General features: G+C 66.9%; 10 protein-coding genes. 5 read left to right on the top strand and 5 right to left on the bottom strand.

Annotated features, from left to right (window positions below; genetic code table 11):
• Positions 1-71 precede the first annotated feature (71 nt).
• Complete coding sequence (locus tag GIW57_RS04270) at positions 72-944, bottom strand: PhzF family phenazine biosynthesis protein (RefSeq protein WP_236509240.1); 873 nt, start codon at positions 942-944, stop codon at positions 72-74.
• Positions 945-1019: 75 nt separating this feature from the next.
• Between GIW57_RS04270 and GIW57_RS04275 the strand changes: the two genes are divergently transcribed.
• From GIW57_RS04275 to murD, 3 genes are all read left to right on the top strand, one after another.
• Entirely contained in the window at positions 1020-3614 is a 2595-nt protein-coding gene (locus GIW57_RS04275) for a bifunctional aspartate kinase/diaminopimelate decarboxylase (protein ID WP_100463675.1), read from the top strand.
• Positions 3615-3704: 90 nt separating this feature from the next.
• A complete protein-coding gene (murL, locus tag GIW57_RS04280; RefSeq protein ID WP_236509241.1) occupies positions 3705-5057 on the top strand; it encodes a UDP-N-acetyl-alpha-D-muramoyl-L-alanyl-L-glutamate epimerase in 1353 nt (450 codons plus the stop codon).
• A complete protein-coding gene (gene murD, locus GIW57_RS04285; protein WP_236509242.1) occupies positions 5038-6447 on the top strand; it encodes a UDP-N-acetylmuramoyl-L-alanine--D-glutamate ligase in 1410 nt (469 codons plus the stop codon). Before murL ends, murD begins: the two co-directional genes overlap by 20 nt.
• A 91-nt stretch (positions 6448-6538) precedes the next feature.
• Here murD and GIW57_RS04290 read toward each other — a convergent pair whose 3' ends face one another.
• Positions 6539-7126, bottom strand: a complete 588-nt coding sequence (locus tag GIW57_RS04290; protein WP_236509243.1) for an SMI1/KNR4 family protein — start codon at positions 7124-7126, stop codon at positions 6539-6541.
• 127 nt (positions 7127-7253) lie between these two features.
• Between GIW57_RS04290 and GIW57_RS04295 the strand changes: the two genes are divergently transcribed.
• Positions 7254-8045, top strand: a complete 792-nt coding sequence (locus GIW57_RS04295) for a dienelactone hydrolase family protein (RefSeq protein ID WP_236509244.1) — start codon at positions 7254-7256, stop codon at positions 8043-8045.
• A 76-nt stretch (positions 8046-8121) separates the two neighbouring features.
• On the opposite strand, the gene GIW57_RS04300 is transcribed toward GIW57_RS04295, so the two are convergent.
• Complete coding sequence (locus tag GIW57_RS04300; RefSeq protein WP_236509245.1) at positions 8122-9120, bottom strand: polyprenyl synthetase family protein; 999 nt, start codon at positions 9118-9120, stop codon at positions 8122-8124.
• Between the two features lie 215 nt (positions 9121-9335).
• Between GIW57_RS04300 and GIW57_RS04305 the strand changes: the two genes are divergently transcribed.
• The gene (locus tag GIW57_RS04305) at positions 9336-10949 is read left to right on the top strand and encodes an alpha-glucosidase family protein (RefSeq protein WP_099819307.1); all 1614 of its coding nucleotides are present in this window, start codon (positions 9336-9338) and stop codon (positions 10947-10949) included.
• 402 nt (positions 10950-11351) lie between these two features.
• Here the strand turns inward: GIW57_RS04305 and GIW57_RS04310 are convergent, their stop codons facing one another.
• Together GIW57_RS04310 and GIW57_RS04315 are read right to left on the bottom strand one after the other, a co-directional pair.
• A complete protein-coding gene (locus tag GIW57_RS04310) occupies positions 11352-14108 on the bottom strand; it encodes a TonB-dependent receptor (protein WP_236509246.1) in 2757 nt (918 codons plus the stop codon).
• Positions 14109-14385: 277 nt separating this feature from the next.
• On the bottom strand, positions 14386-16443 hold the full coding sequence (locus GIW57_RS04315) for a glycoside hydrolase family 97 protein (RefSeq protein ID WP_236509247.1): 2058 nt from the start codon (positions 16441-16443) through the stop codon (positions 14386-14388).
• Between the last annotated feature and the right edge of the window lie 4 nt (positions 16444-16447).

Consider the following 16447-nt stretch of genomic DNA (forward strand, 5'->3'; position numbering starts at 1 on the left):
GCCGCATAGGGTAGCGCGGGGCCATGCCCCGCGAGCGCGCAGCGCGGCAGGCCGGCGGGCATGTCCCGCCGCTACCAGCGGATGTGGCCGTCGATCACCGGCTGCACCTGGCCACCGATCCATACCGTGCCCTGCGCGTCGACGGTGACCTGGACGCGGCCGTCGCGACCGACCTCGCGGCCCTGGCTGACCACATAGCTCCCGTTCTTGCCGGGCAGGGCATTGCGCTGCCGCAGCCAAGCGCCGATCAGCGCGTTGGCGCTACCCGTCACCGGATCCTCGGGCACGTTGGACGCATCGGCGGGGCAGAACGCACGCACCACCAGGTCATGGTCGGTACCGGGTTCGAGCGCGAACACGGCTACGCCGAGCGCATCGGTGGCCATGCTCCAGTCGCGCAGGGCCGCCATGTCCGGTACCAGTGTGCGCACGCCGTCGGCATCGCGCAGCGGCAGCAGCCACCAGCGCGGGCCGTTGTCCCACAGTTCGGCGCCCTGGCCCTCGGCGATGACGGCGCGCAGCGCTTCCGGGACGGCGCCCGGTGCTGTCGGCAGCAGGCGCGCCGCTGGGCTGGCCAGCCGGATGGTGGGCGCATTGGCCGGGCCGGTGACCTGCACCGGCAGCAGGCCGGCCGCGCACTGCTGTACCAGGGCCCCGTCGCGTGGCTGCACCAGGCCGCAAGTGACTGCGGCCCAGGCGGCCCCCACGCTGGGATGGCCGGCGAAGGGCAGCTCGCTGGCGGGGGTGAAGATGCGGACGTGGTAGTCGGCGCCGGCAGCGGTGGGGCGCAGGAAGAACACGGTCTCGGACAGGTTCAGCCAGGCAGCCAGGGCCTGCATGCGGTCGGTGGACAGCCCATCCGCGTCGAACACGACACCGAGCGGGTTGCCGGTACCGGGGTGGTGGGCGAAGACATCGAGCTGCAGGTAGCGGTAGGCGGTCATTGACGGGTGTATTGGGCTTAGAATCGAAGGTTCCGCCCCCAAGGGCGGCTTCCCCACATTACACATAGCCTATCCATGTCAGCTTCCCCCCTTGTCGATCGTTGGATCGTACTGAAGTTCGGCGGCACCTCGGTGTCGCGTCGCCACCGCTGGGACACGATCGGGAAGCTGGCGAAAAAACGGGCGGAAGAGACCGGATCGCGCGTGTTGGTGGTGGTTTCGGCGCTGTCCGGGGTCACCAACGAACTGACCGCGATTGCCGATGGCGCGCCGGACAGCCGTGATCGCGTGGCGGCGCTGGTCGAACGCCACCAGAGCTTCCTGGAAGAGCTGGGTCTGGGCACCGAGGTGCTGGCCGAGCGCCTGGCCGCGCTGCAGGGCCTGCTGGATGACCCGCGTGCGCCGAGCCGACCGCTGGATTGGCAGGCCGAAGTGCTGGGCCAGGGTGAACTGCTGTCTTCCAGCCTGGGCGCAGCGTACCTGCGTGCCAGCGGCCTGGATTTCGGCTGGATGGATGCGCGCCAGTGGCTGGACGCACTGCCGCCGCAGCCGAACCAGAGCGACTGGTCGCAGCGCCTGTCGGTGAACTGCCAGTGGCGTGCCGATGCCGAATGGGCACAGCGCTTCCGCGCGCAGCCCACTCGGCTGCTGATCACCCAGGGTTTCATCTCGCGTCATGCCGACGGTGGCACCGCCATCCTCGGCCGCGGCGGTTCGGATACCTCGGCGGCGTACTTCGGTGCGCTGCTCGGCGCCAGCCGCGTGGAGATCTGGACCGATGTACCGGGCATGTTCAGCGCCAATCCCAAGGACGTGCCGGACGCCCGCCTGCTGACCCGCCTGGATTATTACGAAGCGCAGGAAATCGCCACCACCGGTGCCAAGGTGCTGCACCCGCGCTCGATCAAGCCGTGCCGCGATGCCGGCGTGCCGATGGCGATCCTTGATACCGAGCGCCCCGAACTGCCGGGCACCAGCATCGACGGCAACGCCGCGCCGGTGCCGGGGGTGAAGGCGATCAGCCGCCGCAACGGCATCGTGCTGGTATCGATGGAAGGCATCGGCATGTGGCAGCAGGTCGGCTTCCTCGCCGATGTGTTCGGCCTGTTCAAGAAGCACGGCCTGTCGGTGGACCTGATCGGTTCGGCCGAGACCAACGTCACCGTGTCGCTGGACCCGTCCGAGAACCTGGTCAACACCGATGTGCTGGCCGCGCTGTCGGCCGACCTGTCGCAGATCTGCAAGGTCAAGGTGATCGTGCCGTGCGCGGCGATCACCCTGGTTGGCCTGGGCATGCGCTCGCTGCTGCACAAGCTGTCGGACGTGTGGGCGACCTTCGGTCGTGAGCGCGTGCACATGATCTCGCAGTCGTCCAACGACCTGAACCTGACCTTCGTCATCGACGAAGCCGACGCCGATGGCCTGCTGCCGATCCTGCACGCCGAACTGATCGACAGCGGCGCGATGCCGGTGGAAGAGACCGAGGTGTTCGGTCCGCGCTGGCGCGAAATCGCCGGCACCGTGCGTCCGCGTGGTACGCCGTGGTGGCGCGGCCAGCGGGCGCACCTGCTGCAGCTGGCCGATGCCGGCACCCCGCGCTACGTCTACCACCTGCCGACGGTGCGGGCGCGTGCCCGTGCGCTGGCGGCGATCAAGCCGATCGACCAGCGTTATTACGCGATCAAGGCCAACAGCCATCCGGCCATCCTGCAGCTGCTGGAAGCCGAAGGTTTCGGCCTGGAGTGCGTGTCGCACGGCGAGCTGAAGCATGTGTTCCAGGCCATTCCGGAACTGTCGCCCAAGCGCGTGCTGTTCACCCCCAGCTTCTGCCCGCGCAGCGAGTACGAAGCGGCGTTCGCGCTGGGCGTGACCGTTACTGTCGACAACGTCGAAGCCCTGCAGCGCTGGCCTGACCTGTTCCGCAACCGCGAGCTGTGGCTGCGCGTGGACCTGGGCCGTGGCGAAGGCCATCACGCCAAGGTCCGCACCGGTGGCAAGGAATCCAAGTTCGGCCTGCCGATCGCGCGCGTGGACGAGTTCGTGCGTGCGGCCACCGAGCTGGGCACGCGCGTGGTCGGTCTGCATGCGCACCTGGGCAGTGGCGTGGAAACTGCCCAGCACTGGCGCCTGATGTGCGATGAGCTGGCGGGTTTCGCGCGCCGTATCGGCAGCGTGCAGACCATCGACATCGGTGGTGGCCTGCCGATTCCGTACAGCGACGAAGACGAGCCGTTTGACCTGGATGCCTGGGCCGAGGGCCTGGCCGAGGTCAAGGCGCTGCATCCAGCGTTCCGCCTGGCGATCGAACCGGGCCGCTTCCTGGTGGCCGAATCGGGCGTGCTGCTGACCCATGCCACCCAGGTGGTGGAGAAGGACGGCGTGCGCCGTGTCGGCCTGGATGCCGGCATGAACACGCTGATGCGCCCGGCCCTGTACGACGCCTGGCACGACATCGAAAACCTCAGCCGCCAGGGCGGTTACGCCGAAGCGGCGTTCGATGTGGTCGGCCCGATCTGCGAATCCAGCGATGTGTTCGGCAAGCGTCGCAAGCTGCCGGTGTCGACCGCGCCGGACGATGTGATGCTGATCGCCGACGCCGGTGCCTACGGCTATGTGATGTCCAACACCTACAACCAACGGGCGATGCCGCGCGAGGACGTGATCGAATGATCGCCGCCTTGCGCGCCCTGCACCCGCCCACCGACACGTCCCGCGCCTGCGCGCGGGCACGTGCCTGACCGTGCTTGAACTGGATTCACCATGACTGCTTTCGATAAACACCAGGTTTCCCGCTTCCGCTTCGTCCGCTGCGAATTCGCCGCGGACACCGGCGTGGCCAAGCTGGTCTACGCCTTCGATGACGGCCCGGAAATGGTGGAAACCGTTACCGTGCCCGGCGCTCCGTTCGTGCTGGAGCCGGCCCGTGCCGACGCCGTGCAGCGCGCGCTGCGGCTGCTGCACCTGATTGCCGGTGTGAGCTACTACAAGGCCGGTGTGCCCGATACGGTCAGCATCGACAGCTACAGCATCGATGCCGATACCGCGGCGCTGGTGGAGACCATCTACCTCAACGGCCTGGGTGAGTTCGCCTACCGCAACGGCCTGAACCTGCGTGGGCGCTTCCGCCTGCCGGTGCAGGGCGAAACGGTGCAGGCACCGGTGCTGGGCCTGCAGGCGCATGCGCTGGTGGCCATCGGTGGCGGCAAGGATTCGCTGGTCAGCATTGAAGCGCTGCGTCGCGCCGGCGTGGACGAGACGGTGACCTGGATTGGTGGTTCGCAGTTGATCCGTGCCTGTGCCGAGCGCACCGGGCTGCCGATGTTGAACCTCGGTCGCGCGCTGGCGCCGGAGCTGTTCGAGCTCAACCGCCAGGGCGCCTGGAACGGCCACATCCCGGTCACCGCGGTGAACTCGGCGATCATGGTGCTGGCTGCAGTGCTGCAGGGCGTGGACCAGGTGGTGTTCTCCAACGAACGTTCGGCCAGCTACGGCAGCCAGATTCCGGGCACCGGCGAGGTCAACCACCAGTGGTCGAAGGGCTGGGCGTTCGAGCAGGCCTTCGGCATGTACGTGCAGAAACAGGTGGCCGCTGATCTGCAGTACTACTCGCTGCTGCGGCCGATGTCGGAGCTGGCGGTGGCCCGCCAGTTCGCCAAGAGCGATTTCTACGATGCGCATTTCTCCAGCTGCAACCGCAACTTCCACATCCTGGGCGAGCGCCCGGTGAACCGCTGGTGCGGCGTCTGCCCGAAGTGCCACTTCGTGTTCCTGGCGCTGGCCCCGTTCATGCCGAAAACCCGCCTGGTGCGCATCTTCGGCCGCAACCTGCTGGATGACATCGAGCAGGCCGGTGGCTTCGACGCGCTGCTGGAATTCCAGGACCACAAGCCGTTCGAATGCGTGGGCGAAGGCCGCGAATCGCGTGCGGCGATGGCGACCCTGGCGCAGCGCCCGGAGTGGAAGGAAGACGCGCTGGTGAAGCGCTTCTGCAATGAGATCCAGCCGCAGCTGGATGCAGCCGAACTGGAACTGGCACCGTTGATGCAGCTGCAGGGCGAGCATCGTATTCCGGCGACACTGTGGGAACGGGTGCGTGAAGATTTCGCAGCTTGAAGGCAAGCGCGTAGCGCTGTGGGGCTGGGGACGTGAGGGACGTGCTGCGTTTGCAGTGCTGCGCGCGCGCCTGCCATCGCTTGGCCTGAGCCTGTTCTGCCCGGCCAGCGAGGTCGAGGCCGCGCGTGTGGAAACGCAGGGCGCGCTGGATGTACGCGGCGAACCCACGGCCGAAGCGCTGGCTTCATTCGAGGTGGTGATCAAGTCGCCGGGGATCAGCCCGTATCTGCCGATCGCGTTGGCGGCCGCCGGGCAGGGCACCGTCTTCATCGGTGGCACGGCGTTGTGGTTTGCCGAACACGCCGATGCCGATGGCACCGTGCGCGACACGATCTGCGTGACCGGTACCAAGGGCAAGAGCACCACCACCGCGCTGGTCGCGCACCTGCTGCGCGCAGCGGGGCATCGCACCGGCCTGGTCGGCAACATCGGCCTGCCGCTGCTGGAAGTGCTGGACCCGCAACCGGCGCCTGCGTACTGGGCGGTGGAACTGTCCAGCTACCAGACCGGCGAGGTCGCGCGTAGTGGTGCGCACCCGCAGGTGGCCGTGGTGCTGAACCTGTTCCCGGAACATCTGGACTGGCACGGCAGCGAACAACGCTACATCGAAGACAAGCTGCAGCTGGTGACCGGCGCCGCGCCGCGCGTTGCCGTGCTCAATGCCGCAGACCCGCACTTGGCCGCGCTGTCGCTGCCCGGCAGCGATGTGGTCTGGTTCAACCAGCCGCAGGGCTGGCATATGCGCGGCGACATCGTGCATCGCGGCGAGCAGGCGGTGTTCGATACCCGCAACACGCCACTGCCGGGCCGGCACAACCGCGGCAACCTGTGCGCCGTGCTGGCCGCGCTGGAGGCGGTGGGCCTGGATGCGGTGGCGCTGGCGCCGGCCGTGCAGGATTTCCGGCCGCTGCCAAATCGCCTGCAGCGGATTGGCGAGGCCGATGGCCTCACCTACGTCAACGATTCGATCAGCACCACGCCGCATGCCAGCCTGGCGGCGCTGGAGTGTTTCGCCGGCCGGCGCATCGCGCTGCTGGTGGGTGGGCATGATCGCGGCCTGGACTGGACCGACTTCGTGCTGCACATGGCGCACGACGTGCCGCCGGTGGAGATCGTGACCATGGGCAGCAACGGCCCACGCATCCACGCGATGCTGCAGCCGCTGGCCGACGCCGGCCGTTTCGGCCTGCATGCGGCTGCCGATCTGCCCGACGCGATGGCGCTGGCGCGTCGCGCACTGGGCGAGCAGGGTGGGGTGGTGCTGCTGTCGCCGGGGGCGCCGAGCTATGGCGCCTACCGCGATTACGTTGCACGCGGGCGGCATTTCGCCGAACTGGCCGGCTTCGACCCGGATACGATCAGCGCGATTCCGGGGATCGGGATCGGCTGACGGTAGTGCCGGCCGCTGGCCGGCAACCCGGGGTGCCGTATCCACGCATGGCGTGGATCTACTGTAGAGCCGAGCCCACGCTCGGCTGCCCTCATTCGTCTTCGTTGATGAACGCGTAATCGCGGTCGATCAGCTGCTGGAGATACACATCGAAGCTCGGCGCGATCACCACGTAGCTGTCCGGGTCGTGCAGGTAGCGCACCACCTGGCCAACGCTGCCGCCGGGCGCGGGATCGAAATCCAGATACAGCATCGAGGTGCCGCCGTTGTTCATGCAGTGCGAGAAGCACAGGCGACGGCTCATCGGCAGGTCGGCATCGATGCCGGCACCGAGGATCTCCGGTTCTTCATCCAGCCATTCTTCGTAGATGGAGCGGATGCTGTCGTCCCACTGCTGCTGGTCTTCGAAGATCTGCGCCACCGAGCGCAGGTAGTACGGATAGTCGCCGACGTCCGAGCCCAGCATCAGCACGCAGACCTCGCCCTTCGGGTACTGGCGGAAGTGCGTGCCGTCCACGCGCGACAGCAGCTCGACCAGGCTGGCGGGAACCTGCGGCCACTGCGCGCGCAGGCGTTGCAGATCGGCGTCGCTGGCGCCTTCGGTCCATGCCCATTGTGGGGCATCGTCCTCGGGCAAGCGCGGGATCAGGCCGGAGAGAAAGCGTTCGACAAGGTTCATGCAGAAAGAGGACGGAGGGGATCAGGTGGTATCCAACCACACCTGCGTCACGCAGCCAATGCAGAATGCGATGCGGGAGGGTGATTACGGCTTACTCCCCTCCGTCCCCTTTTTCTGGAGCAGGCGCATGAACCGTTGGCGTTGCGGTGTGGCGATGGTACTGGGGCTGGCGGCGATGCCAGCGTTTGCGGCGATGAAGACGCAGCCGGTGGAGTGGAAGCACCAGGGCACGACCTTCAGTGGCGTGCTCGTCTATGACGATGGCGACAACGACAAGCGCCCGGGCCTGGTGATGGTGCCGAACTGGAAGGGCGTGAACGAATCGGCCATCGATAAGGCCAAGCAACTGGCGGGCGATGACTACGTGGTGCTGGTGGCCGATGTGTACGGCAAGGGCGTGCGACCGAAGACCGATGCCGAGGCCGGGCCGGTGGCGACCAAGCTGCGCAATGATCGATCACTGCTGCGGGCGCGGGCACTGGAGGCGGTCAATGTGCTGAAGGCGCAGGCGGGCAAGGCGCCGTTGGACGCCAGCCGGATCGGTGCGGTGGGCTTCTGCTTCGGTGGCACCACGGTGCTGGAACTGGCCCGTGCCGGTGCGCCGCTGGCGGGTGTGGTCAGCCTGCATGGCGGGCTCGGCTCGCCCTTGCCTGCGCAGGCCGGCGGCAGCCATCCCTCGGTGCTGGTGTTGAATGGCGCCGACGACAAGAGCGTGACCGCCGAGGATATCGGCAGCTTCCAGAAGGAAATGGACGCGGCCAAGGTGGACTGGGAGTTCACCAACTACAGCGGTGCGGTGCACTGCTTTGCCGAACGCGATGCCAACAGCCCGCCGGGCTGCCAGTACAACGAGCGTGCGGCCAAGCGTGCCTGGAAGGCGCTGGATGAGTTCTTCGAGGAGCGCTTCGAGAAGCGTTGAGGCGCCGTTTCCGCCGGGCATGGCCCGGCGCTACCAGATCGCGTGCGGTAGCGCTGGGCCATGCCCGGCGAAGCAATCAATGCGAACGCTGTACCGCGTAGCGGGCCAGGCCGCGCAGGGCGGCGACGGCATCGTTGTCGGCCAGGCCGTCGAGCGCGCGTTCGGCGGCTTCGGCATACTCCTCGGCGCGACGGCGGCTGTAGTCCAGGCCACCGGTGGCGTGGATCGCGGCCAGCACTTCCGGCATTGCCGAGGCGTCGCCGTTCTGCACGATCTCGCGCAGGCGCTGGCGGGTGGCTTCATCCGAATGGGCCATGGCGTGGATCAACGGCAGCGTGGCCTTGCCCTCGGCCAGGTCGTCGCCGAGGTTCTTGCCCAGCTCGTCGGCGTTGGCCGAGTAATCCAGCACGTCATCGGCGATCTGGAACGCGTAGCCCAGGTGCATGCCATAGTCGTACAGGGCCTGCTGGCTGGCTTCATCGACGCCACTGGCCAGCGCACCCAGACGGGTGCCGGCGGCGAACAGCACCGCGGTCTTGCGCTCGATCACACGCAGGTAGGCCGCTTCGTCGGTGTCCGGGTTGTGCACGTGCAGCAGCTGCAGCACTTCGCCTTCGGCGATGCGGTTGGTGGTGTCGGCCAGGATCTGCATCACCGACATCCGGTCCAGCTCGACCATCAGCTGGAAGCTGCGCGAGTACAGGAAGTCGCCCACCAGCACGCTCGGCGCGTTGCCCCACAGTGCATTGGCGGTGCTGCGGCCGCGGCGCAGGCTGGATTCGTCCACCACGTCGTCGTGCAGCAGGGTGGAGGTGTGGATGAACTCGATGATCGCGGCCAGCTGGTGGTGCTCGGGGCCGGCGCCGCCGACCGCATGGCCGGCCAGCATCACCAGCATCGGCCGCAGGCGTTTGCCGCCCGCGGAAATGATGTGGTCGGCGATCTGGTTGATCAGCACCACATCCGAGGACAGCCGGCGGCGGATCAGGGCATCGACGGCAGCCATGTCGGCTGCGGCAAGCGACTGGATCTGGGACAGGCCCAGGGCGGGACGGGTGTCTTCAGTGATGGTCATGCGATCAGGCTTTCAGGCTCATCCCTGATTATAGGCGTTGCCTGTGAATTGGGGAGGAAACCGGGTGCCAGGCCGTCAGCGGGTGCCGCCGAGCACGGCGCCTGGCGTGAATACGTATGCAGGCAGCGCCATCGTCGTGGGCCGCCGCTAAGCTTGCGGGAGTTGGTTTTCGGCCCGCTTGCAGCGGGTCCCGCATGCCCGGAGGGGGGCTGTCGATGTCGCACTATCCATGGTGGCGCGGAGCCGTCATCTACCAGATCTACCCGCGCAGTTTCCTCGATGCCAACGGCGACGGGGTAGGCGACCTGCCCGGCATCATCCAGCGTCTGGACCACATCGCCGCGCTGGGCGTGGATGCGATCTGGATCTCGCCGTTCTTCCGTTCGCCGATGGCCGACTTCGGCTATGACATCGCCGACTACCGCGATGTCGATCCGCTGTTCGGCAGCCTTGACGACTTCGACCGGCTGCTGGCCAAGGCTCATGGCCTGGGCCTGAAGGTGATGATCGACCAGGTGCTCAGCCATACCTCGATCGAGCATGCCTGGTTCCGCGAGAGCCGGCAGGACCGCAGCAATCCGAAGGCGGACTGGTATGTGTGGGTGGATCCGCGCGAGGACGGCACCCCGCCCAACAACTGGCTGTCGCTGTTCGGCGGTGGCGCCTGGCAGTGGGAGCCGCGCCGCGAGCAGTACTACCTGCACAACTTCCTGGTGGACCAGCCGGATCTGAATTTCCACCATCCGGAGGTGCAGCAGGCGACCCTGGACAACGTGCGCTTCTGGCTGGACCGGGGCGTGGATGGCTTCCGCCTGGATGCGATCAACTTCTGCTTCCATGACGCGCAACTGCGCGACAACCCGCCCAAGCCGGCCGACAAGCGCGTCGGCCGCGGCTTCAGCGCGGACAACCCGTACGCCTACCAGTACCACTATTACAACAACACCCAACCGGAGAACCTGCCGTTCCTGGAGCAGCTGCGCGCCTTGCTGGACGAGTACCCGGGGGCGGTGAGCCTGGGCGAGATCTCTTCGGAGGACTCGCTGGCGACCACCGCCGAATACACCCAGGATGGCCGCCTGCACATGGGCTACAGCTTCGAGCTGCTGGTCAACGACTACAGCGCGGCCTACATCCGCGACACGGTGTCGCGCCTGGAAGCGGCGATGACCCAGGGCTGGCCGTGCTGGGCGGTGTCCAACCACGACGTGGAGCGGGCGGTCAGCCGCTGGGGTGGCCATCCGGCCGATCCGCGCCTGGCGCGGATGCTGGTGGCGCTGCTGTGCTCCCTGCGCGGCTCGGTCTGCCTGTACCAGGGCGAGGAGCTGGGCCTGGCCGAGGCCGAGGTGCCGTTCGAGGCGCTGCAGGACCCGTACGGGATCACCTTCTGGCCGAACTTCAAGGGCCGCGACGGCTGCCGCACGCCGTTGCCGTGGATCGACGCGCCGCTGGCCGGCTTCACCACGGGCAAGCCGTGGCTGCCGATCCCGGCCGAGCACCAGGCGGCGGCCGTGGCGGTGCAGGCGCAGGATCCGCAGTCGGTGCTGTCGGCCTTCCGCGGCTTCCTGGCCTGGCGCCGCACCCAGCCGGCCCTGCTGCACGGTGACATCCGGTTCCTGGACAGTGCCGAACCAGTGCTACTGTTCGAGCGTATGCTTGCAGATGAAACTCTCCTGCTGGCCTTCAACCTGTCGGCCGAAGCGGTGACCCATCCGCTGCCGGCGGGCACCTGGCAGCAGGTGACCGTACCGGGCCCGGATGCGGGGACGGTACAGGGCAATGAACTCCAGCTGCCGCCGCGCGCGGTGTATTGCGCACGACGCAGCTGACCGATTTCTCCGGTGGCGGTACTTGCGGGGACGGGGCCGAAGCGCCCCGTCCCTTTTTTGTGGGCGCGGTTGCGGTGCAGGGCATCCACGCATGGCGTGGATCTACCTGGGGTATGCCGAATGGATCCCCGTCATGCATGGATGCGATGCCAATCGGGTAGATCCACGCCATGCGTGGATGGGCGATGCGATCGGGTAGATCCACGCCATGCGTGGATGGGCCTTGCCGATCATCTGTCGGCACGCGCGCAAAATAAAACCCGCTGCCTGCGCAGCGGGTTTCCGGTCCTGCTTCCTGTGGGGCTGCCAGGCATGGCCTGGCACTACTGATCGTCTCGCCGGGCACGGCCCGGCGCTACCGGTGGGGCGATTGCCGGCCAGCGGCCGGCACTACCGGGCAGGTCAGAACTTGTAGTTCACGCCCAGCATGTAGGTGCGGCCCCACTCGATGTATTCCAGTGGGCGATCCTTGGTGCCGGCGTAGGTGCGGTACGGCTCGTTGGTCAGGTTGCTTCCCTGCAGCAGCAGGGTCAGCCCACGCAGGCTGCTGCTGTCGCTGAAGGTGTAGCTGATCTGCGCATCGGTCACGTTCTCGCCCACCACGTAACGCAGGGTGCGGTTGCCGTTGAAGTTGCCGATCTCGCCGATGAAGTCCGAACGACGGCGCTGGCTGACGCGTGCTTCAAAGCCACTACGCTCGTAATAGGCAGTGAAGTTGTACACGCGCTTGGACAGGCCAGGCAGGCTGATCGGGTCGGTACCGACGCTGGATGCGCTTTCCGGATCGAGGATCTGGATGTCGCTCTTGTTGAAGGTCGCGCTGGCCTGCACGCCGAAGCCACGCAGGCTGTCGGTCAGCATCTCCAGCGGGAACGACGCGGTCAGCTCCAGGCCCTTCAGCGTACCGCCCTTGCCGTTGACCGGGGTCGAGAAGGTGCCGGTCGGCAGCACCGGCACCACCATGCCCGGCGGCGGCACATAATTGCCCAGCAGCCCGGTGAAGTCGTAGCTGTCCACCGACTGGGTGTAGACGTAGCTCTTCAGGTCCTTGTAGAAGATCGCGGCGGCCACGTAGGCCTTTTCGCCGAAGTACTTCTCGTAGGACAGGTCGAGCGCGGTGGCCCGCCACGGATCCAGCAGCGGATTGCCGCCACTGCCACCGGGGCGGCCGGTGCCGGTATCCACGCCGAACTCCAGGCCGGCCCGCATCTGGTCCACGCGCGGGCGTGCCACCTGCTTGGCTGCGGCAAAACGCAGGGTCTGTTCGTGCGGGAACATGAAGGCCAGGTTCAAGCTCGGCAGCCAGTCGTTGTACTTGCGGCCATCGGAGTAGGGCTGGATGTTGTTGCCGGCCGCCTGCGAGCTGTCCCAGTAACGCGAGTCCGAGCTCTGGTCGGTGTGCTGCATCTGCACGCCGATGTTGCCGCGCACGCCGACCACGCCGATGTCGGTGTTGATGTTCAGGCGCGCCCACGCGGTGGTGATCTTTTCCTGCACCGTCCACGACTTGGGAATCAGGTAGTCGAGGTTGTCGACCGGATTGAAGGTCATGTAACGACCGACCGCGCCCGGCACGTTCCAGGCCGGGATGGTACCCAGTCCGGCGAAGCCGAGGTTGACCGGGCGGTACTGCAGATCCGATGCGATGTTGGCATCGCCCTGCGCGCCCAGCAGGATGTTGCCTTCAGACTGGGTCTTCACCTTGCGGCGGTCGGCATAGTTCACGCCGATATCCAGGTCCGGTGCCCAGGACGCCATTGCTTCCGGCAGGGCGATGGTCGCGGCCAGCTTGCCGCCCTTCAGGCGGTCTTCCACCTTCGGTACCTTGCCGTAACCAGAACCGTAGATGGTGTTGGTCAGGAACAGCGCGTCCGGGTTGGAGTAGTTCAGGCCCGGGCTGATCTGCGAGAAGCCATCCTGGCGGAACTGCACGCCGACCGTATCCAGTTGCGGCATCGGGGTCAGCTGCAGGTTGTTTTCCAGGTTCAGCTCGTCACGGGTGGCCTTGGAATAGTTCAGGTCGGCGACCAGCTTGACGCTGCCGAAGGTGAACTCGTTGTTCCAGCCGAACGCATCGATCTTGTCCTTGCGCTTGTTGTACATGCCGCGCACCAGCGGGTACACGCCACTGGCGGTGCCGCCGGTGAAGGTGCCATTGGCATTGACCTGCGGATTGCTGACCAGCAGGCCCGGCGTGTAGTTGCCGTTGTAGTTGCTGAGGTTGAGCTCGAACTGGTTGGCGGTGTCGATCTGCTCCGCCTCGGTATGGAACGCGTCGAAGGTGCTGGTCCAGCTGTTGTTCGGCCGGAACTGGATCGTGGCCATCACACCGTCGCGCTTGTTGTTGCCGGTGCGGCGCAACGCCTTGATGCCGTCGGTGAAGTAGGTGCCAGCGGCAACACCGGGGCGGTTGCCGTTGGTGGTGTGCTCGGTGGTCCACGGCTCGTACAGGCCCACCTGGTTTTCCTGGATCGGCATGTCGCTGTGCGCGTAGCCGATGGCGATGCCGAGGGTCTTGTCCAGGAACTGGTCGATGTAGCTGGCGCTGAAGCGGTTGCCGTACGGGTCGGTGTCGGCGGCGCGGCCCAGCGAACTCTTCTGGTAGCGGCCGCTGATCGCGATGACGCGGTCGGGGAAGCTGAGCGGACGTGCGGTCTGCATGTCGATGGTGCCCGACAGGCCCTGGCCGACCAGTGCCGCATCCGGGGTCTTGTACACGGTCACGCCGTTGACCAGCTCGGACGGGTACTGGTCGAACTCGACGCCGCGGTTGTCGCCGGTGCTGACCACTTCACGGCCGTTGAGCAGGGTGGTGGCGAAATCCGGCGACAGGCCGCGCACGCTGATCACCTGCGCACGACCGGCCACACGCTGCGCGGCAAGGCCGGGCAGGCGCGAGATCGATTCGGCGATGCTGACATCGGGCAGCTTGCCGATGTCCTCGGCGGAGATCGCTTCAACCACCGAGGTGGCGTCCTGCTTGGTGGCGATGGCGCTTTCGATGCCGCGACGGATGCCGGTGACCTGCACGGTATCCAGGTTGGTGGCGGCGGTGCCGGTCGGCGGGGTGGTGGTCTGCGTGGACTGTGCTGCTGCCAGCGACGGCGTCAGTACGACGGCCAACGCGATGCTCAGCGCACTGCGCTTGTGGTTCAACATTTTCCCCTCCCAGGCAATGTTGTAGTGCGATTCGTGGTCGTCCCGATGCTGTCGAGGACGTGCGACGCGGTGGCCGCTGTCGTCGCCGCTATGGTAGGCAGCGCGTTCTTCGTGGGAATCACCCTGCATACGTATTCAATGGCGTTTGCAGGGTTGTAATCGCTTTCAGGTGCATCGTTCCGTAGAGCCGAGCCCACGCTCGGCTGCGTTCCGGTGCTGCGCACCGCCGTCCGAGCATGGGCTCGGGCGCTACAGGGGCGCGCAGGCCGGCAAGCGTTCAGTGGACCGGTGTAAATCGGATTGCCTGCCCGCCGCCCGGCGCCAGCACCAGGGTGAGTGAATCGGTGCTGCTGACCTCGCGGGTTTCACGCTTGAAGGCGAAGGGATTGCTGCGGAAATCCGCGCCGTCGCCATCTCGATAGATCTCGGCGCGGTAACGCACGCCCGGCTCCAGGAAGCCCAGCGACACCGGCAGCACGCGGCCGTTCTCATCGGTGATGCTGCCGAGGAACCAGTCGCGGCTGTTGCGGTCGCGGCGCACGATCGTCACGTAGTCGCCGACCTCGCCATCGAGCACGCGGCTCTGCTCCCAGTCCACCGCCACGTCCTCGATGAAGCGGAACGCTTCGCGGTGCTGCAGGTAGTGCTCGGGCAGGTCGGCTGCCATCTGGATCGGGCTGTACAGCACCACGTACAGGGCCAGCTGGCGGGCCAGCGTGCTGGGAATGGCCTGGCCGTGGCGGCCCTTCAGGCTGAGGATGCCGGGCGTGTAATCCATCGGCCCGGCCAGCATGCGGGTGAACACCAGGTTGACCTCATGCTCGGGCGGGTTCGGCGGCTGGCCCCAGGCGTTGTACTCCATGCCGCGCGCGCCTTCGCGCGAGATCCAGTTCGGGTAGGTGCGGCGCAGGCCGGTGTCCTTGATCGGCTCGTGCGGATTCACCGACAGGTGCCGGTGCGCGGCCTCCTGCACGACCTTGAGGTGATGACGGGCCATGAACTGCCCGTCGTGCCACTCGCGCCACAGCGGGCCGCCGGCCGGGTTGCGCCGATCGACCTGGCCGTCGTCGCAGACGTAGCCGGTCTTGAACTGGTCCACGCCCAGCCGCGCATACAGGTCCAGCGCAGCATACAGCTGGTCTTCGTAGTGCTCGATGGCACAGCCGGTTTCATGGTGGCCGATCAGGTGCACGCCCTTCTTCAACCCGTACGCCGAAAGGGTTTCGATGTCGAAATCCGGCGTGGCGCGGGTGAAGTCGAAGTCGTAACCGTTGCCGACCCAGTTGCCGTCCCAGCCCGGATTCCAGCCTTCCACCAGCACGCCTCGAAAGCCGTGCGCGGCGGCGAAGTCGATCACCTTCTTCGTCTTGGCGGTTGTGGCGGCATGCTTCGGGCCGGTCGTCCAGCTCTCGTTGTCCAGGTGCATCGACCACCACACACCCAGGTACTTGGCCGGCTTCACCCAGCTCACATCGCCCAGCGCATTGGGCTCGTTGAGGTTGAGGATCAGATCGGACTCGACCAGCCCGCCGGCGCGGTCGGCAATCTGCAGGGTGCGCCATGGGGTGGCGAAGGGCAGGGCGCGGCGCACCTTCCAGCCTTCGGCCGAAGGCGAAAGCTGCGCGCGCAGGCGCTGGCCCTCGGTGCGGCGCAGCCACATGCCGGCATAGTCGACCAGGGCCGCTTCATGGATGGCCACGTGCAGGCCATCGTGGCTGCGCAGGGTCATCGGTGTGTGTACCAGCGGCACTTCGCGCAGCGGCGTGCGCTGGTACAGGTATTCGTAGTGGATCGGCTCGCCCGCGGGTATCCACCATGCGGTGGACTCCGGTGCGATGGCGAACTCGGTCAGTTCGTCATCGATGATCGCTTCGCGCAGGTTCGGTTGCTCGGGGAACACGTAGCGGAACCCCAAGCCGTCGTCGTAGACGCGGAACACCAGGTCCAGCCGGCGCTTGCTGCCGGTGGTTTCGGCCAGGTGCACGGTCAGTTCGTTGAAGTGGTTGCGGGTGAGACGGCGCTCGCCCCACGGCTGTTCCCAGCGGTCGTCGACACTGCGACGTTCCTGCGCCAGCAGGCTGAAGTCGCGGTCGAGGCGACCATCACGCAGTTCAAAACCCAGCTTCGAATCGGCCACCACGGTCTGGCCGAGGCGCTCGACGCGGTAGCGTGCGGTGCCGCCGTCCAGCACCAGGCTGACCTTCAATACCTTGTCCGGTGATTCGACGCTGGCGATCTGCGGTGCAGCCGCCTGTGCCAGCGTGGCCAATCCCAGCAGGGCCAGGCCGAAGGCGTGCGCGAACACTGCGCGTACCGTTGTGGGTGACGTCGGCATTTCC

Origin of the sequence: Stenotrophomonas sp. PA-6-5C (genome assembly GCF_021605635.1) — a bacterium.
In the GTDB taxonomy this organism is placed as follows: domain Bacteria; phylum Pseudomonadota; class Gammaproteobacteria; order Xanthomonadales; family Xanthomonadaceae; genus Stenotrophomonas; species Stenotrophomonas lactitubi.